The following is a 15,807-nucleotide window of genomic DNA, read 5'->3' as shown; positions in this document are numbered from 1 at the left end:
TAGAAGGAAGTGGAGTTCATGTACTTTGTTGACCGGGATAAAATTGAAACGACATTAGTTTATTTGGAAACACAGATCACTCATTTCTCTACCCAGCAGGTATGGTCGACCCCCATTGAAAAGGCGGCATTAGAAAGGCTTACGCACATGATGCTCGAGTCGGTATTGGATGTCGGTAATGCCATGATTGACGGCTTTATCATGCGTGATCCAGGAAGCTATGAAGACATTATAGATATTTTAATGGATGAAAAGGTCGTTACTGAAGAAACAGGAAGCAGCCTGAAAGCTCTAATCAGTTTTCGGAAAAAACTGGTGCAGTTTTATACGGAAATTGACCATAGTGAATTAACCCGGGAATTTTCAAATCATCTTCCTGCACTGACTATTTTTTCAGTGAATGTACGGGATTATCTTACGAATGAATTGGGACCAGTTTCAGCATTTAAAAACTAAGACCGCAATCGGTCTTTTTCTTTTTAAAGAGGAGGACAAGATCAACTAAGGAGTGGGATGATTGAAGAAATATAAAGGATATTTAATTGATTTAGATGGAACGATGTACAAAGGCACGGAGAGGATAGAAGCGGCTTCTGATTTTATTAAGAACCTTCAGAAAAAGGAAATACCCTATTTATTTGTGACAAATAATTCTACCCGGACCCCGGCACAGGTGGCGGAAAAATTAAACAGCTTTGATATTCCAACTACGGAAGATAGGGTCTTTACGACAAGTCAGGCAACCGCCAATTATATCGAGGAACTGAAAAAGGATGCCTCTGTCTATGTTATTGGTGAAGAAGGGATTCGCACAGCACTTGAGGAAAAGGACTTTCGGTTTGCCGGGGAAGATGCCGATGTTGTCGTAGTGGGCCTTGACCGCTCGATTGATTATGAAAAGCTGACAATTGCCTGTCTGGCTGTCCGAAACGGAGCCATATTTATTTCGACAAATGGCGATATCGCCCTGCCCACTGAAAGAGGGTTAGTACCGGGCAATGGCTCGATAACATCGGTTATAGCAGTATCAACGCAAACAAAGCCGATTTTTATCGGAAAGCCGGAAGCTATTATTATGGAACAGGCGTTAAAGGTTTTAGGTGTGGCCAAAGAAGATACGCTGATGGTGGGCGATAATTATGATACTGATATTTTAGCGGGAATAAATGCAGGGATCGACACTTTGCTCGTTCATACGGGCGTCACCACGAAGGAACTATTAAAAGGATATACTATTCATCCTACATATACAATCGATACACTGGACCACTGGGAACCATAAAAGGATGGCTGAAATAGCCATCCTTTATCTGTTAATAAGAAAATATAAACTTTCTGTCGAAAGCTTTATACTTTCTTAACGCATAAGTGCAACTACGCCTCTGTCTTCGCCCTTAGGGACTCGTCAATCGGCGAGTTTTCTTTATTTTTAATCTTATTCGCAATTGGCTGCAGCGTGTGCCAGTCTGCTTGAGGCGGCAGCGGCAATGGCGCCAACGATATCATCTAAAAAGGTATGGCATTGGCCAGTTGATTTATCATTTAAATGTGCCAAAATACCAGGCTTTTGCTTATCGATATAGCCGTAATTAGTAAAGCCGATTGAACCGTACACATTCACGATCGAAAAAGCCAAAATCTCATCCACCCCGTAAAGACTTTCGTCTGTTGCGATAATTGATTGCAGCGGCTCCTCAAGCATCCCTTTTTCAGCTAAGACATCAAGCTGGATTCCGGTAATAATGGCATTTTGGACTTCCCTTTTAGTAAGTACTTTTTCCACGTTCGCAATACAGTCTTCCATTTGCAGGTTTTTATGATATTTTTCCTGGAGATAAAAAACCAAATTGGCAATATCTTGGATTTCTACCCCTCTTTCTTTCAATAACCTGCGAGCCGTTTCCTGAACAACATTTGTCTTTTTTTGTTCTGCCATCCCTTATATCACCTTTTCTGTAAATTTTTCTATAATTGCTCTATTAACTTATGATATGCAATTATCCTTTCAAGAATCAAATAAAATAACTTTATGAATTGTTATTACTAAAAGGAAGACAACAAGTTTTCTTGGCTTTACTCATATATATGACGTAGAGGTGAAAAGAAGAAGGGGTGGAGAGATGCTGCGAAAAATGCTGGAGGATCAATATGGAATCAAGGCTGAGGAACAGGTTAAAATAGATGCTTTTGATGCGCTAAGAGGAAATGGCTTGCTATATTTGATTGTAAGTCCTGGGGGCAGAGAGGAGGAGGATATGAAGGAACTGGCAAGCATTGCTGAACATATGCGCCAAACAGGTGACAAAAATGTCCCTGCATTCATGCAGACTAAGGATGGCAACTATATTACAAACTGGGAACAAAATAAATACTGCGTATTAGTAAACCGGCAGACGGACCAGCAGCAGCGAATATCCAAATTGGGGCGGAAACTGGCAAAATTTCATGAGCGGGGCAGAAGGGTGCCTTTTCAGATTCAGCGGTCGAGCAGAGTTGGACAATGGAAGGGGATTTGGGAAAAACGGCTGGAACAGATGGAAAAAGTGTGGAGTGGACTGCTTTTTCAAACACCCGAGGATGAATTTGAAAAATTGTTTATTGAGTCATTTCCGTATTACATGGGATTAACAGAGAATGCGATCCAATATTTAGTGGATACGGAAATTGATGATTCCCCCTTGGAAACAGACAGCGGGACAGTTTGCTATGAACGTTTCACGAAAAAAACGTGGGGCGGGCAATATATGATCAGAAATCCATTTGAATGGGTATTCGACCACCGCAGCCGTGATTTGGCTGAGTGGACAAGGGAACAATATTTTCATAATATCCAGACATATGATATGGAATTAAAACAGTTTTACGATGAATATCAGGGGATATCCCCATTGTCCTCTTTTTCATGGCGGCTTTTATATGCCCGCTTAATTTTTCCGCTCCATTACTTCGAGTGTGTGGAAAATTATTATATTACCCGCTCGGAACAGGAAAAAAAGCTGTTGGAGGATACTTTAGGGAAAATTTTGCGGCAGTCCTCCGAATACGAACGTTTTCTGGCAGGCTTTTTTCATATTTCAGGGGCGCCGGTGAAACATTTAAGCCTTCCGCAGCTGGATTGGTTATATTCTTAATGGGCTTTAACTGAATACAAAAAAGCGATTGCTTCTTTAGGCAATCGCTTTATTATTATTTTTTAGAAAACTTGCTCGACTTCAACAACACCAGGTACTTCTTCTAGTAAAGCCCGTTCAATACCTGCTTTTAGTGTGATGGTAGAACTTGGGCAAGATCCGCAAGCGCCAAGTAAGCGAAGCTTAACAATGCCTTCCTCCACATCAACTAGTTCGCAGTCTCCGCCATCGCGAAGAAGAAATGGGCGTAATTTATCTAATACTTCTTGTACTTGTTCAAACATTTCCTGTTCTGACACTTTCATCGACTCCTTTCCTACTTATATTATACTGTCGGTGCAAGGAAAAATCCATTCTCAGAAACTGGAGAAATAAAGTCATTTTCTTAGGTTTTGAAGGGGCTATATTGTAAAATAAAAGAAAAATATAAGGAATGGTTTTATGGAATTTACGGAAGTGGAAATTATCCTTTATGGAGCGGCAGTACTCTGCCCAAGCTGTGTGAATCTGCCATCCTCAAAGGAAACCTTTGAATGGCTGGAAGCAGCGATTGCGAGAAAATTTCCGGAGCAGCCTGTTAAAATGACCTATGTAGATATTTTTCAGCCGCCTGAAGATAGCGATAAATCGCAATTTGCCCAGAGGGTTATTGAAGAGGATATGTTTTATCCGGTTGTGGTGATAAAGGATAAAGTGGTTGGCGAGGGTAACCCTCGTCTTAAAACGATTTTTTCCGAATTGGAAAAGTACGGGTACAAGGCGATATAAGAAGGAAAGAGGCTGTCTCGAAAGACAGCCTCTGATCTTAAAACAAAGTCTTAACACTCTTCAGGTGTTCCAGCCGCTGTTGCGGTACGGAAAGATGAACCACAGCCGCAAGACGCAATCGCGTTAGGGTTATCAATCGTAAATCCCCCGCCCATCATCGATTGCTTGTAATCGATTTTCGTTCCATTTAAGATTGGAGCACTCTCTTTATCGACAAGAACCTTTATGCCAAATTGTTCAAATTGATGGTCATCTTCTTTAACTTCGTGCTCAAAACCCATGCCGTAAGATAAGCCGCTGCAGCCGCCGCCTTTTACACTGACTCGCAAAAAAGCGCCTTCCTCTTCATTATGCTTCATCATATCTTTAATTTGCAGTGATGCTGCTTCTGTTAAAATAACGATATCTTTGCTCATAATCTGACCCCTCCTTAAATAATTGAGGCTTATAAAATTAGTATATACACTAGCTGAAAACTACTCAACTAATACGATTTTTTAGTAACAGGATATGCTGTCAATATAGAAAAGGGAGCGGCTAGCTCCCTTTATATTTAGAACATAGGATTTTCTTCGAGATACTGATAAATATTATCCACCAAATCTTCAGGGGTTTTACCAATAACAACTTCTCCATTTACAAGCGCATAGAGAGTGGATGCGCATTTACCACAATAGCCGAGACATCCATATTCAATGATATCCAAATTTGGATCTCTTTCTAATATTTCTAGTGCTTTCTGTGCCCCACTAGCAAGATTACTGACACAAAATTCAATGATCGGCTTAATCATTACCTTCACCTCTCCACAACTACTTATCCTACCGCTTTTAGGCTGCTTCGTCAATTATCACGTTCTTGGCAAACCTGTCAAGATGTATTTTAAATGTGTTGTTATTTAGCCATATTTTCGTTATACTCATATTTGTGTGTTAAATGGACGGAATATCTATTTCAATAAAATCCCACTCGTAATTTCAATTGAAATACTGTCTTTCTGAACAAAATAAAAAAATAGAAAAATCTATAGTACAGTTATGACAAAGGGGAAATAAGCATGAAAAAATTAGTCATTCTTGGAGGCGGTTATGGGGGCATGAAAATTCTCTCCGAACTTCTTCCCAATAACCTGCCTGAGGACGTGACCATCACACTTGTGGATCGTGTTCCTTACCATTGTTTAAAAACAGAATACTATGCTTTAGCTGCTGGGACGATTTCAGATAAAGAAATACGCGTTTCCTTTCCAGAGCATCCTAGACTTGAGGTAGTTTTTGGGGAAGTCATCGGGATTGACAGAGAAGAAAAAAATGTCCTGTTAAAAGACGCTCAGCCAATAAGCTATGATGACCTCGTTATCGGATTGGGCTGTGAAGATAAATACCATGGTGTGCCGGGTGCTGATCAATATACCTATAGCATTCAAAGTATCGGTAAATCAAGGGAAACCTATTCTGTCTTGAATAATTTACCTCCTGGTTCAGTCGTTGGGATTGTTGGGGCAGGCCTATCCGGAGTGGAGCTTGCCAGCGAATTAAGCGAAAGCCGCGATGATTTGCAAATAAAATTATTTGACCGCGGGAAGCATATTCTCTCTGCATTCCCTGACAGGTTGAGCAAATATGTAGAGAACTGGTTTGTAAAGCATAACGTTGAAATCATTAATAATTCCAATATCACCAAAGTAGAGGAAAACACCCTTTATAACCATGACAAGTCCATTTCTTGTGATGTAATTGTATGGACAGCAGGGATCCAGGCGAATAAAGTTATCCGTGAAATGGAAGGGGAAAAGGATAGCTCGGGACGAATGGTGTTAACCCCGCAGCACTTTTTGCCTCATGATGAGCATGTTTTTGTTCTCGGTGATTGTGCAAGTCTGCCGCATGCGCCAAGTGCACAGCTAGCAGAAGGACAGGCCGAACAGATTGTCGAAGTTTTAAAAAAGCGCTGGAACGGCGAAGAACTGCCTGATTCTTTCCCGCCTATCAAATTAAAGGGAGTTCTTGGTTCATTAGGGAAAAAGCATGGCTTTGCGATGCTAGCAGATCGGCCTTTAACCGGCCGCGTTGCCCGTCTGCTAAAATCAGGGGTACTGTGGATGTACAAATTTCATAATGGATAATACTAAAAAGGCGTCCTAATTTGGACGCCTTTCGTATTAGTTAATAATTATTTATCGAACATGGAAGAACTATGAAGTGGTTGGATTTTTGCTTTAGGGTCCATGTATGCCTTCGCATTATTTACGGCAGTTGGGGCTTCACCGAAGCCGCAGGCAATTAATTTTACTTTCCCATCATAGGTGCAGATATCTCCGGCAGCGTAAATTCCAGGGATATTGGTTTCCATCTTGGAATTTACCTTAATGGAATTCTTTTCAATTTCGAGGCCCCATTCTTTAATAGGTCCGAGGGAGGAAATGAAGCCATAGTTGCAAATAACGGCGTCAACGTCAACGGTTTCTTTTGTTTCTCCGTTTACGGTTTCAAGAACGACCTGTTTAATGCCAGTTTCATCACCGATTAATTCTGCAGGAACATATGGTGTTTTCACATCTACTTTGGAATTCATCAAGTTTTCTACGCTGTGTTCATGGGCGCGGAACTTGTCACGGCGGTGAACAATCGTTACTTTTTCGGCAATTGGCTCAAGCATTAGTGCCCAGTCGACTGCAGAGTCGCCGCCGCCAAATACAACAACCTTTTGTCCGGCAAATTGATTCAAATCATCGATAAAGTAATAAAGGTTTTTGCCATCATACTGAGCAGCGCTCTCGAGCTCCAAACGACGAGGCTGGAATGCACCATTTCCGGCAGTGATAATAACGGTTTTAGAATAGTGGATCTCTTTGTTTGTTGTTAATTTAAAGGTTCCATCATCCTGCTTTTCAAGCTTTTCCACAGATTGCTCCAGAGCAACAGTAGGCTCAAACTTGGCCATTTGCTCCTTTAAGTTATTTATTAACTCCTGTGCACGGACTTTTGGGAATCCGGCAACATCATAAATATATTTTTCCGGATAAAGCGCAGATAATTGACCGCCCAACTGAGGCAAGCTTTCAATAATTCTAACGGATGCTTGTCTCATTCCCCCATAAAAGGCAGTAAAAAGACCAACGGGGCCTCCTCCGATGATGGTAATATCATAAACCTTTTGCTCTTGCACTCCGTATCCCCCCAACTAGTAGTTACGATTCCACTCATATCATAACATAAAATATGTAAATCCTCATATCTTTGTTGAGAAAATTATGACAATGAATAATAATTTGTGAAAATTTATACTATTTTTGCGATAAATATATTCGATAAATTGCTTGAATTTCGGATAGAAGTAGCATATGATGTATTGTGGATATATTGTTAAGATTTTGTGACAAAACAGGTACAATTTTTTATGAAATGTCTTGCTCTGTTTTTCACAAAATAGCATTTGTTTGGATTCCCAAACTTTATGTTTGCTAGGTTCTTTATTTTTATCCTCGTTCGTGAATTATATCACATACATTTTCCAGTAAACCAAAATAATAATCGACAAAGCTGTGGAAGATAAGAAAAAGAGGATTTATTTAAAATATTTTATAAGGGTGGAAGTGATTGCGTTGAGAAAGCCTAAAATTGTTATTCTCGGAGCGGGCTACGGCGGGCTGATGACGACTGTACGCTTGCAAAAGCACCTTGGTGTTAACGAAGCGGATATTGTCTTAGTGAACAAAAATGATTACCACTATGAAACCACTTGGCTGCATGAGGCTTCAGCCGGTACATTGCACCACGACAAGGTTCGTTATGATATTCGCGATGTCATTGATCGCAGCAAGGTTGACTTTGTTCAAAGTACCGTTGTTGAGATTAAGAAGGATGAAAAGAAAGTTATTTTAGAGAACGGCGAAGTGGAATATGATTATCTTGTGATTGCACTTGGCGGAGAGCCTGAAACCTTCGGCATCAAAGGCTTGAAGGAATATGCTTTCGGTATTACGAATGTAAATTCCTCCCGTTTGCTTCGTGAGCATATGGAATATCAATTCGCCACTTACAATATGGAAGAGGAAAAGGATGATACACGCTTGACAATTGTTGTCGGCGGCGCTGGTTTCACAGGAATCGAGTTTCTTGGAGAATTGACCAATCGTGTTCCAGAATTATGTCATGAATACGATGTGGATCAGCATAAAGTGAAAATTATCTGTGTGGAAGCTGCACCAACTGTACTGCCTGGATTTGATCCTGAATTAGTAAAGTATGCTGTATCACAATTGGAGCGTAAGGGTGTTGAATTCTTAATCGGAACGGCAATTAAGGAGTGCACGCCTGAAGGGATTTTTGTTGCAAAAGGTGAAGATGAGCCTCGTGAAATCAAAGCCGGTACTGTTGTTTGGGCGGCCGGTGTCCGCGGAAACTCCGTTATCGAAAAGTCCGGTTTCGAAGCAATGAGAGGGCGTGTCAAAGTTCAACCTGATTTAAGAGTTCCTGGCTTCAATGATGTCTTCATTCTTGGCGACAGCTCGCTGGTTATTAATGAAGAAATCAACCGCCCATATCCGCCGACTGCGCAGATAGCGATGCAGCAGGGTGAAGTGTGTGCACGTAATATTGCTGCACTTGTACGCAATAAGCAAGACCTTGAAGAGTTCAAGTTTGATAATAAAGGTACTGTCTGCTCTCTTGGTGAGGATGACGCTATTGGAGTTGTTTTTGGTAAGAAAATAACAGGGGCAAGTGCTTCTTTCATGAAGAAAGTAGTCGATAACCGTTCTCTTTACATGATTGGCGGAGCTGGTCTTGTATTGAAAAAAGGTAAATTTAATATCTTTTAATAAATCTCCGTAACAAAAAAAGGACAGGGCACCCCTGTCCTTTTTTTGTTAGAATAGTTTTAAAAGCTACAGATAGGGGGAAAATTATGAGCAGTAGGGAAAAACGAGGGAAGGTCTGGCTGGCTGTTTCTGGATTAGTTCAATCCGATGCGGGGGAATGGCTGGTAGTTAAAAAAAGGTATGGCGGGTTAAAAGGCAAGTGGTCCCTCCCTGCAGGCTTTGTGGAAGAAGGTGAGACGGCAGATGAAGCCGTGCTTCGAGAGGTGAAGGAAGAAACGGGAATTGCTTGTACCGTTAAAGGACTGATTGGGCTGCGTACAGGTGTTATTAAAAGTGAAATTAGTGATAACATGCTGCTTTTTTTACTTGAACCAGTCGGGAAAATGGACATTACCCATCAGGAATATGAATTGTACGAAGCTAGATTTATGGCGCCGGAAGAACTGCTAAAGGAAAAGGAAGCCTCGATTCTTTTGGAGTATCTGATTGGGCAAAAGGATTTGCTTGAGAAGCCTATTATTAACGGCATAAATCCTGGTGACCAGTTTGGTTATACCGCTTATAAATTATTTTTATAATTTTTTGAAAATTTATGTCACACTTAGAAAATGAAAGAAAACGGTAGTTGTATCCGTTTTCTTCCGTCCAAATTGCCTGAATTTCGCTCTTTCCTTTTATTTGAATACTTGGTATATTATCAGAAAATTAAGTTAATAGAAAAGGGATGATGATAATGACAGTTCAAAGTGTTGACACAAAAACCTGTGATTATTGTTCCGGAAACGGCTATTTTCAATTGGTTCTCGGCGGAAGCGAAACCTGCGCAAGCTGCGGCGGCACTGGCAAGAAAGTTGAAAAATAACGGTTCCTAGGAAAAAAGGCAAACCCAGTTCTTCGAAAACTCGAAGGGCTATTTTTTTGCGTCCAAAATGCTGTTAATATTGACTCCCACATGGACATTGAGTACACTATATGTTGATGCAAAGGGGGAGTTTCAATGCAAATGAGCATTGTTGTCTTGATTATTTCAATTGTACTGTTTTTTGTGTTGTTTTTTGGAATTGGCTTTATTCTGAATATGCTTTTAAGAATGTCGTGGATTATGGCTGTCATTTATCCGATTGTCGCCATTTTTATCATAGATAAAGTCTCGTTTTTGGAATATTTTACCAATAGCAAAGCTGCCTTTTTAGACTTAGGGCACAGACTAGGCTCCTTAGCAACTGCGGATGTCCTTATTTTATCTAGTGGTCTGGCAGGGGCAATTGCCGCAGGTCTTACTATCAAATTCTTACGAAAAAATGGATATCAAATGTTTTAGACCTTCTCTTAAATGAAGGTCTTTTTTAATATAAAATTTAATTGGTAATTTTTTTCACTTCTTTTTTGAATAATTCATTCCTACTTGGGAATGAATATTTTGGGAGGAGTGAAAAAGAGAATGAATAAAATGAAAAATTGGACGAAACGATTTGCTATGATTATTTTGTTCTTTTTGGCATTATTCGCGACGTTCCAATCTATTTCAGGTTTACCTGTGCAGACTATGTTTTTTCATCTAGTTAAAGCCGTTTCGGTAAGCGAGACAGTTACTGCGCCTGCCCAAACACTGGAGAATTCCATTGATTGGTCCCAATACCCTAAACATACCGTGACAGCAACCGGCTATACGGCTGGGGCAGAATCCACCGGGAAAAATCAGGGCCACCCCGAATATGGAATCACTTATTCTGGTGTTAAGGTAAAGCGTGATTTGTTTTCCACCATTGCAGCCGACCTAACTGTTTTTCCAATTGGAACCGTCCTTTTTATTCCGGGGTATGGGTATGGAGTGGTCGCTGATAAAGGCGGTGCTATTAAGGGAAATCGTTTGGACCTTTATTATGAAACAGTTGAGGATGTTTACAGACATTGGGGCAAGAAAACGGTCGATGTATATATTGTTCAAAAAGGAAATGGCAAACTGACTGAGGAACAGCTGCAAGCTTTAAATGAAGATAAATCCCTGCAGGTCTTCAGGCAGCAATATACAAGCTCAGAAAAAAAATAACAGGCCCCCGTGCCTGTTTTTGTTTTTTTATGGAATTCTGAATGCCTATCTAATAAAATTGAAAAAAAGGCATAAGGGCAGGTGGTTTTATGGATTATCCAATCGAGTATTATGAGTTTTTTGTCAGTTTTAATGAAGGGGATTATTACACTTGCCACGACCTGCTCGAGGAAATGTGGCTGATTGATCGGGATAATCTTTTTTTAAAAGGATTATTGCAAATGAGTGTGGCCATTTATCACTATGAGTACGGAAATGTGAAGGGAGCCAGGCCCATGATGGCGACAGCCCACCGCTACCTGCAGGCATACCGTCCCAAGTTTTGGGGGCTGGACTTGGAAAAAGTCTATCCATTTATTGAACAATGCTTGGCTCTATTTCCTCAAGACATAGACAGTGTCCCGTTTGAACAGGTGGGGGAATTACCAAAGCTGCCACAGTTGTTTTTGTATTTGGAGGGTGTTTAGAGTATCGAAATAAATTGCCTGATTCGGTATAATGGATTCGAATCAAAAAGCGGAGGTCGATTAAAATGTTTGATGTAAAAAAAGAATTCGATTTATCAGCAGAGCATGAAAGCTTAGTTATAGGTCTATTGGATAAACCGGAGAAGTTTTCCGGACTGCTGGCCAACTTGGATGAGGCTTTTGATGGGCAGTTGACAGAACTCGTCAAAACAGGGGATCTCTCGGCAAAGCTAAATAAAATTAACAAAGTACATAGCTTCGGCAAAATCGGTTCCAAGCGGCTTTGGATTGTCGGTCTTGGCAAAGAAAAGGAACTATCCTTTGATAAATTGCGGAAGGCTTTTGGACGGCTGTTCAAAGAGTTAAAGGCGGGCAAGCAGACAGAAGCGTTCGTATATTTGGATTCTTTCATAAGCGAAAAGGTAGATGGACCGGATGCTGCTCATACGCTAAGTGAGGCATATGCTCTAGCCACTTATCAGTTCGATGGCTATAAGCAAAAATCAAATGAACCTGAGAAGAAGCTTGAACAGCTAACAATTTGTTGTAACAGTGTTGATGAGGGGGAAATATTAGCCTCATTAACGGTTGGATATGCCTTTGGCAAGGGAACCAATTCAGCCCGCACGCTCGTTAACACTCCAGGTAATATGCTGACTGCTACTGATATGGCTGATTATGCTGTAGAACTCGCTAAAAAGTACGATTTTGAGGCAGAAATCCTCGATAAAGCTGAGATTGAAAAATTGGGTATGGGGGCTTTCCTCGCCGTCAATAAAGGGTCTGTAGAGCCGCCGAAAATGATTGTTTTAAAATATCAAGGTAAAGAAGAATGGAAGGATGTCATCGGCCTTGTTGGAAAAGGGATCACTTTTGATACTGGAGGCTACTCCATTAAAACGAAAGCAGGCATCGTTGGAATGAAATCTGACATGGGCGGTGCAGCCGCTGTTCTTGGTGCCATGGAAATTATCGGCGAACTTAGACCAGAGCAGAACGTTGTGGCTGTTATCCCATCAACGGACAATATGATTAGCGGAAATGCCTTTAAGCCGGATGATGTAATTACTTCTATGAGCGGGAAAACAATTGAAGTTTTAAATACAGATGCAGAAGGCAGGCTCGTCCTTGCTGATGCAGTAACTTATGCAAAGCATCATGGAGCCGAGTACTTGGTGGATGTTGCTACCCTGACAGGAGGCGTTATTACTGCCCTTGGTTTAAACACCACAGGCGCTATGACAAATCATGAGACGATATATGAGCAGGTATTGGAAGCCTCGATGGAAGCAGGCGAGCAGATGTGGCAGCTGCCTCTGTTTGAAAGTGAAAAGGAACGGGTCAGGAACAGTAAAGTGGCTGACCTTAACAATTCTCCAGGCAGCGAAGGTCATGCCATTGTTGCCGGAGCGTTTATCGGCGAATTTGCTGAAAATACACCCTGGGTTCATTTGGACATTGCTGGGACAGCGACGACATCAAAATCCCATGACCTTGGCCCTGCCGGGGCAACAGGCGTCATGACCAGAACTCTAGCCCTTTTTGTTGAACGCTTTGAGCCTATTGAAAAATAGGAAAGGGGCTTGCCATAGACTAAGCCCGCCCACTCCAAACCAGTTATCCTTGCATATGAAATAGTATAGGCAAGTATAAAGGAAAAGGAGGAAAGGCCTTCATGTACCCATATTATCGAAGTCCATACCCGGTCCAGGATCAAAGGTTTATTGGAGGATGGGGATGGGGCTTGCCGTTGGCTATTGGCGGGCTTAGTTTTTTAGGAGGTTTGATTGGCGGTGGATTAGGGGCTTCTTGGGCTGTTAGACCGCCGTTCTATGGTGGTTTTGGCTACCCTGGAATTGGCTATCCGGGGATTGGATATCCTGGCATTGGCTACCCTGGTTTTGGTGCACCTTATTATTAATATTTGAAAAAGCAGCTCTGCGCGGGCTGTTTTTTCTTTTAAAAAAATATAAAGGAAATTGTTCAAAAAACGAGAATAGGTTAATGTGGACCAAATACATATTGGAGGGAAAATACATGATAGAAAATACATTATTACAAGCACTTGGAATTGAAGTCACCCACCTTGAAAAGGGAAAAGTTATTGCTACTATGCCGGTTGATGAACGCACCCGCCAGCCATTTGGAATTTTGCACGGCGGAGCATCAGTTGCCTTGGCGGAAACGGTGGCAAGTGTCGGTGCCTATGAGTTAGTTGACCAGGAGACAGAGGTTGTCGCTGGACTAGAAATTAATGCCAATCATGTCCGGTCCAAACATGAGGGAGTGGTTACGGCTGTCGGAACTGTCCTGCACCAAGGGAGAACGACACAGGTTTGGGATATTAAACTTACTGATGAACAGGACCGCCTTATTTGCGTATCAAGGTGCACGATGGCTGTCATTAAAAAGAAATAGTCATAAGTGGGGATGGGGGATAATTCCCGTCCTTTTTTACCATATTGTACAAAAATTTAAAAAATTTACTTCAAATTCATGCTATAATGTAAGAAATGAGCACAATTTTTTGTACAGGTATCGTTATATAATGTAATAAGATGACTTAAATGGAAGGTGGGTGAAAGTGATGAAGGCAGCGCGGCAGCATTTGTTTATTGATTTTGAATTTACAATGCCTGAACGGAATGTTCGAGTGAAGGACTTTTTTGCGGAAATTATTGAGGTCGGAATTGTTGCGGTAGTGGACGATCATATTACCGAGCAGTTTTCCTCTTTTGTTACACCGCTTAAATTTCCAAGATTAACCGAACGCTGCAAGTCCTTCTTACATATTACGCAGCAGCAAGTGGACACGGGGTTATCCTTTTTTGAGTTTATCCGAAAGCTCGAGGAGTTTAATAAAAATAAATTGGATACCACCATTGTTACATGGGGAAATATGGATATGAAGGTACTTCGCCAGAATTGTTTAGCGGCAGGCGTTGTGTTTCCATTCCATGCTGCAGAATTAGATTTATCGATGGAGTATAAACGATTCTTCGGTGACCAAAATCAAACCGGTCTTTGGAAAGCGGTCCAGGAATATGGGAAGGAAGGGACAGGCAGGCACCACCGGGCCCTGGATGATGCGTTGACTACCTATAATATATTCAAGTTGGTAGAAAAGGATAAACGTTATTTAGAGAAGCCAAAACCAACGACCATTGGTGATCGTATTGATTTTTCAAAGTTCTTAAATGAATTCGCATAAAAGGCCAAATCACTTTAATGGATTTGGCCTTTACTATTACTTAAAATAATCCTTTTCAAGGGAATCCAACATGTTCAGGCTCATTTCGGCCCATTTGGTTTGCATCTCCTCTAGTTCGTTTCTCATTTTTCCACATGCTTCCTTCAGTGATGATAAATATTCAGGTACGTCTCCTTCGAACGGTTTGACCATTTGTTTCGGAATATTCGCCTGTTCCCGATGTGCCAGCGCCCGTCTTTCATGAAAAATCATAACATCAGCATCCTTAGGATTATGTAAATCCCCCTGCATCGGGTGCTTGGCAACCGCCAAAACCCTTACCAAATAGGCTTGTGGTCTTACATCCGTGATTTCCCCGATATATTTTCCAGTCTTATAAATCCCCGTTACAATCGTTCCTAGTTCTAATTCTGACACAATAAAACACTCCTAACTCTAAATTCATTCTTTTGCTTCTTCCATTTTATTATGAAAAATAATAAATTAAAAACATGATGCAAAAAATTATAATCTCGTTTAAAGCGAGAGAATGGAGGAAAGCTAGTATGAGAAGGAATGTACATATCTTTATTTTATTTTTAATCATGGTTGTTCTATTGGCCGCATGTGGGACAAGCAGTAAGACGGAAGAAAGTAAATCGGACACTGCCGCGCCAAAAACTGAACAGAAGAAAGGAGAGCAGCAAGTGGGAAATACAGTTTATCCACAGCTTACAACAGAAGTAGCTGAGAATGAGCGGCTCGTGGAAATGGAAACTTCAATGGGAAATATCAAAATCAAATTATTTCCGGAGTACGCTCCAAAAGCAGTCGAAAATTTTGTAAAACATAGCGAGGCTGGTTATTATGACGGCCTGATTTTTCATAGGGTCATTAAGGACTTCATGATTCAAGGCGGAGACCCGAACGGGAATGGGACAGGCGGCCAAAGTATTTGGGGTAAGCCGTTTGAGGATGAGTTCTCGAAAAACCTGTTTAACTTGCGCGGGGCGTTATCAATGGCAAACGCAGGTGCCAATACGAACGGAAGCCAGTTTTTTATCGTTCAAAGCACAAAGCTTGATCCATCGATGAAGTCACAAATGGAAAAGGCCGGTTATCCGAAAGAAATAATCGAGGCATATGCAGAGAATGGCGGGACTCCATGGCTCGACTTTAAGCACACTGTTTTTGGACAAGTGGTCGAGGGAATGGATATCGTTGACAAAATTTCCGATTCAAAGGTTGATGCAAAGGACAAGCCGGAAACAGATGTTGTGATTAAGCATGTTAAGATTCTAAAATAGGAGAATAAAAAATTGGTCTGAAACATCATTTATTGTATAATTAGGCTTTAGACAGGTCTCTGTAGAAAGGGA

General features: G+C 41.1%; 22 protein-coding genes. 16 read left to right on the top strand and 6 right to left on the bottom strand.

What is annotated here, in order from left to right; translation table 11 throughout:
• Window positions 1–18 precede the first annotated feature (18 nt).
• Together V5M37_RS24260 and V5M37_RS24255 are read left to right on the top strand one after the other, a co-directional pair.
• Window positions 19–456, top strand: coding sequence for a DUF86 domain-containing protein (locus V5M37_RS24260; protein ID WP_213144343.1), 438 nt, complete (start codon window positions 19–21; stop codon window positions 454–456).
• A gap of 61 nt (window positions 457–517) precedes the next feature.
• A complete protein-coding gene (locus V5M37_RS24255) occupies window positions 518–1,282 on the top strand; it encodes a TIGR01457 family HAD-type hydrolase (protein WP_423799471.1) in 765 nt (254 codons plus the stop codon).
• Between the two features lie 153 nt (window positions 1,283–1,435).
• On the opposite strand, the gene V5M37_RS24250 is transcribed toward V5M37_RS24255, so the two are convergent.
• Entirely contained in the window at window positions 1,436–1,936 is a 501-nt protein-coding gene (locus tag V5M37_RS24250) for a phosphatidylglycerophosphatase A family protein (RefSeq protein ID WP_423799470.1), read from the bottom strand.
• 184 nt (window positions 1,937–2,120) lie between these two features.
• On the opposite strand from V5M37_RS24250, the gene yutH reads away from it, so the two are divergent.
• Window positions 2,121–3,131 (top strand): spore coat putative kinase YutH, encoded by a 1,011-nt coding sequence (gene yutH, locus V5M37_RS24245; RefSeq protein WP_423799469.1) that lies wholly within the window; start codon window positions 2,121–2,123, stop codon window positions 3,129–3,131.
• Window positions 3,132–3,193: 62 nt separating this feature from the next.
• Here the strand turns inward: yutH and V5M37_RS24240 are convergent, their stop codons facing one another.
• A complete protein-coding gene (locus tag V5M37_RS24240) occupies window positions 3,194–3,436 on the bottom strand; it encodes a NifU family protein (RefSeq protein WP_241114018.1) in 243 nt (80 codons plus the stop codon).
• Between the two features lie 136 nt (window positions 3,437–3,572).
• On the opposite strand from V5M37_RS24240, the gene V5M37_RS24235 reads away from it, so the two are divergent.
• The gene (locus V5M37_RS24235; protein WP_213144348.1) at window positions 3,573–3,899 is read left to right on the top strand and encodes a YuzD family protein; all 327 of its coding nucleotides are present in this window, start codon (window positions 3,573–3,575) and stop codon (window positions 3,897–3,899) included.
• A gap of 50 nt (window positions 3,900–3,949) precedes the next feature.
• Here the strand turns inward: V5M37_RS24235 and V5M37_RS24230 are convergent, their stop codons facing one another.
• Window positions 3,950–4,315, bottom strand: a complete 366-nt coding sequence (locus V5M37_RS24230) for a HesB/IscA family protein (protein ID WP_213117857.1) — start codon at window positions 4,313–4,315, stop codon at window positions 3,950–3,952.
• 137 nt (window positions 4,316–4,452) lie between these two features.
• A complete protein-coding gene (locus tag V5M37_RS24225; RefSeq protein WP_423799468.1) occupies window positions 4,453–4,692 on the bottom strand; it encodes a YuzB family protein in 240 nt (79 codons plus the stop codon).
• A 264-nt stretch (window positions 4,693–4,956) separates the two neighbouring features.
• On the opposite strand from V5M37_RS24225, the gene V5M37_RS24220 reads away from it, so the two are divergent.
• Window positions 4,957–6,024: an NAD(P)/FAD-dependent oxidoreductase gene (locus V5M37_RS24220; RefSeq protein WP_423799467.1), complete on the top strand. Its 1,068-nt coding sequence runs from the start codon at window positions 4,957–4,959 to the stop codon at window positions 6,022–6,024.
• Between the two features lie 47 nt (window positions 6,025–6,071).
• Here the strand turns inward: V5M37_RS24220 and V5M37_RS24215 are convergent, their stop codons facing one another.
• Window positions 6,072–7,067 carry an NAD(P)/FAD-dependent oxidoreductase gene (locus tag V5M37_RS24215; protein ID WP_423799466.1) on the bottom strand — a complete coding sequence of 332 codons (996 nt, stop codon included), beginning with the start codon at window positions 7,065–7,067 and terminating at the stop codon, window positions 6,072–6,074.
• 436 nt (window positions 7,068–7,503) lie between these two features.
• Between V5M37_RS24215 and V5M37_RS24210 the strand changes: the two genes are divergently transcribed.
• The 10 genes from V5M37_RS24210 to kapD all read left to right on the top strand — a co-directional run bounded on the left by V5M37_RS24210 (window position 7,504) and on the right by kapD (window position 14,449).
• Window positions 7,504–8,721: an NAD(P)/FAD-dependent oxidoreductase gene (locus V5M37_RS24210; protein WP_213144352.1), complete on the top strand. Its 1,218-nt coding sequence runs from the start codon at window positions 7,504–7,506 to the stop codon at window positions 8,719–8,721.
• Between the two features lie 86 nt (window positions 8,722–8,807).
• Entirely contained in the window at window positions 8,808–9,299 is a 492-nt protein-coding gene (locus V5M37_RS24205; protein ID WP_423799465.1) for an NUDIX domain-containing protein, read from the top strand.
• Between the two features lie 155 nt (window positions 9,300–9,454).
• A complete protein-coding gene (locus tag V5M37_RS24200; protein WP_213144354.1) occupies window positions 9,455–9,583 on the top strand; it encodes a YuiA family protein in 129 nt (42 codons plus the stop codon).
• A gap of 135 nt (window positions 9,584–9,718) precedes the next feature.
• Window positions 9,719–10,042, top strand: coding sequence for a YuiB family protein (locus V5M37_RS24195; RefSeq protein ID WP_423799464.1), 324 nt, complete (start codon window positions 9,719–9,721; stop codon window positions 10,040–10,042).
• A 120-nt stretch (window positions 10,043–10,162) separates the two neighbouring features.
• Window positions 10,163–10,771, top strand: coding sequence for a 3D domain-containing protein (locus tag V5M37_RS24190; protein WP_423799463.1), 609 nt, complete (start codon window positions 10,163–10,165; stop codon window positions 10,769–10,771).
• An 89-nt stretch (window positions 10,772–10,860) separates the two neighbouring features.
• Window positions 10,861–11,238, top strand: a complete 378-nt coding sequence (locus tag V5M37_RS24185; protein ID WP_423799462.1) for a DUF309 domain-containing protein — start codon at window positions 10,861–10,863, stop codon at window positions 11,236–11,238.
• Between the two features lie 65 nt (window positions 11,239–11,303).
• Complete coding sequence (locus V5M37_RS24180; RefSeq protein ID WP_423799461.1) at window positions 11,304–12,812, top strand: leucyl aminopeptidase; 1,509 nt, start codon at window positions 11,304–11,306, stop codon at window positions 12,810–12,812.
• A gap of 101 nt (window positions 12,813–12,913) precedes the next feature.
• On the top strand, window positions 12,914–13,159 hold the full coding sequence (locus V5M37_RS24175) for a hypothetical protein (RefSeq protein WP_241114017.1): 246 nt from the start codon (window positions 12,914–12,916) through the stop codon (window positions 13,157–13,159).
• Window positions 13,160–13,275: 116 nt separating this feature from the next.
• A complete protein-coding gene (locus tag V5M37_RS24170; RefSeq protein ID WP_213144358.1) occupies window positions 13,276–13,656 on the top strand; it encodes a hotdog fold thioesterase in 381 nt (126 codons plus the stop codon).
• A 169-nt stretch (window positions 13,657–13,825) separates the two neighbouring features.
• Window positions 13,826–14,449, top strand: a complete 624-nt coding sequence (gene kapD / locus V5M37_RS24165) for a 3'-5' exonuclease KapD (RefSeq protein WP_213144505.1) — start codon at window positions 13,826–13,828, stop codon at window positions 14,447–14,449.
• Between the two features lie 36 nt (window positions 14,450–14,485).
• Here the strand turns inward: kapD and V5M37_RS24160 are convergent, their stop codons facing one another.
• The gene (locus tag V5M37_RS24160) at window positions 14,486–14,866 is read right to left on the bottom strand and encodes a kinase-associated lipoprotein B (RefSeq protein WP_213144359.1); all 381 of its coding nucleotides are present in this window, start codon (window positions 14,864–14,866) and stop codon (window positions 14,486–14,488) included.
• A gap of 128 nt (window positions 14,867–14,994) precedes the next feature.
• Here V5M37_RS24160 and V5M37_RS24155 point away from each other — a divergent pair, with 128 nt between their 5' ends.
• Window positions 14,995–15,735: a peptidylprolyl isomerase gene (locus V5M37_RS24155; RefSeq protein ID WP_423799460.1), complete on the top strand. Its 741-nt coding sequence runs from the start codon at window positions 14,995–14,997 to the stop codon at window positions 15,733–15,735.
• Window positions 15,736–15,807 lie beyond the last annotated feature (72 nt).

This window comes from Neobacillus sp. SAB-20_R2A (genome assembly GCF_049568635.1).
GTDB lineage: Bacteria > Bacillota > Bacilli > Bacillales > Cytobacillaceae > Neobacillus > Neobacillus citreus.
The sequence above is the reverse complement of the archived record's forward strand: the minus strand, read 5'-3'. Positions and strand labels throughout refer to the sequence as shown.

Excerpts from the sequence above, each read along its gene's own strand:
- V5M37_RS24260 (WP_213144343.1), top strand. The coding sequence starts at position 19 with ATGTACTTTGTTGACCGGGATAAAATTGAAACGACATTAGTTTATTTG.
- V5M37_RS24250 (WP_423799470.1), bottom strand. The coding sequence starts at position 1,936 with ATGGCAGAACAAAAAAAGACAAATGTTGTTCAGGAAACGGCTCGCAGG.
- yutH (WP_423799469.1), top strand. The coding sequence starts at position 2,121 with ATGCTGCGAAAAATGCTGGAGGATCAATATGGAATCAAGGCTGAGGAA.
- V5M37_RS24240 (WP_241114018.1), bottom strand. The coding sequence starts at position 3,436 with ATGAAAGTGTCAGAACAGGAAATGTTTGAACAAGTACAAGAAGTATTA.
- V5M37_RS24235 (WP_213144348.1), top strand. The coding sequence starts at position 3,573 with ATGGAATTTACGGAAGTGGAAATTATCCTTTATGGAGCGGCAGTACTC.
- V5M37_RS24230 (WP_213117857.1), bottom strand. The coding sequence starts at position 4,315 with ATGAGCAAAGATATCGTTATTTTAACAGAAGCAGCATCACTGCAAATT.
- V5M37_RS24225 (WP_423799468.1), bottom strand. The coding sequence starts at position 4,692 with ATGATTAAGCCGATCATTGAATTTTGTGTCAGTAATCTTGCTAGTGGG.
- V5M37_RS24220 (WP_423799467.1), top strand. The coding sequence starts at position 4,957 with ATGAAAAAATTAGTCATTCTTGGAGGCGGTTATGGGGGCATGAAAATT.
- V5M37_RS24205 (WP_423799465.1), top strand. The coding sequence starts at position 8,808 with ATGAGCAGTAGGGAAAAACGAGGGAAGGTCTGGCTGGCTGTTTCTGGA.
- V5M37_RS24200 (WP_213144354.1), top strand. The coding sequence starts at position 9,455 with ATGACAGTTCAAAGTGTTGACACAAAAACCTGTGATTATTGTTCCGGA.
- V5M37_RS24195 (WP_423799464.1), top strand. The coding sequence starts at position 9,719 with ATGCAAATGAGCATTGTTGTCTTGATTATTTCAATTGTACTGTTTTTT.
- V5M37_RS24190 (WP_423799463.1), top strand. The coding sequence starts at position 10,163 with ATGAATAAAATGAAAAATTGGACGAAACGATTTGCTATGATTATTTTG.
- V5M37_RS24185 (WP_423799462.1), top strand. The coding sequence starts at position 10,861 with ATGGATTATCCAATCGAGTATTATGAGTTTTTTGTCAGTTTTAATGAA.
- V5M37_RS24180 (WP_423799461.1), top strand. The coding sequence starts at position 11,304 with ATGTTTGATGTAAAAAAAGAATTCGATTTATCAGCAGAGCATGAAAGC.
- V5M37_RS24175 (WP_241114017.1), top strand. The coding sequence starts at position 12,914 with ATGTACCCATATTATCGAAGTCCATACCCGGTCCAGGATCAAAGGTTT.
- V5M37_RS24170 (WP_213144358.1), top strand. The coding sequence starts at position 13,276 with ATGATAGAAAATACATTATTACAAGCACTTGGAATTGAAGTCACCCAC.
- kapD (WP_213144505.1), top strand. The coding sequence starts at position 13,826 with ATGAAGGCAGCGCGGCAGCATTTGTTTATTGATTTTGAATTTACAATG.
- V5M37_RS24155 (WP_423799460.1), top strand. The coding sequence starts at position 14,995 with ATGAGAAGGAATGTACATATCTTTATTTTATTTTTAATCATGGTTGTT.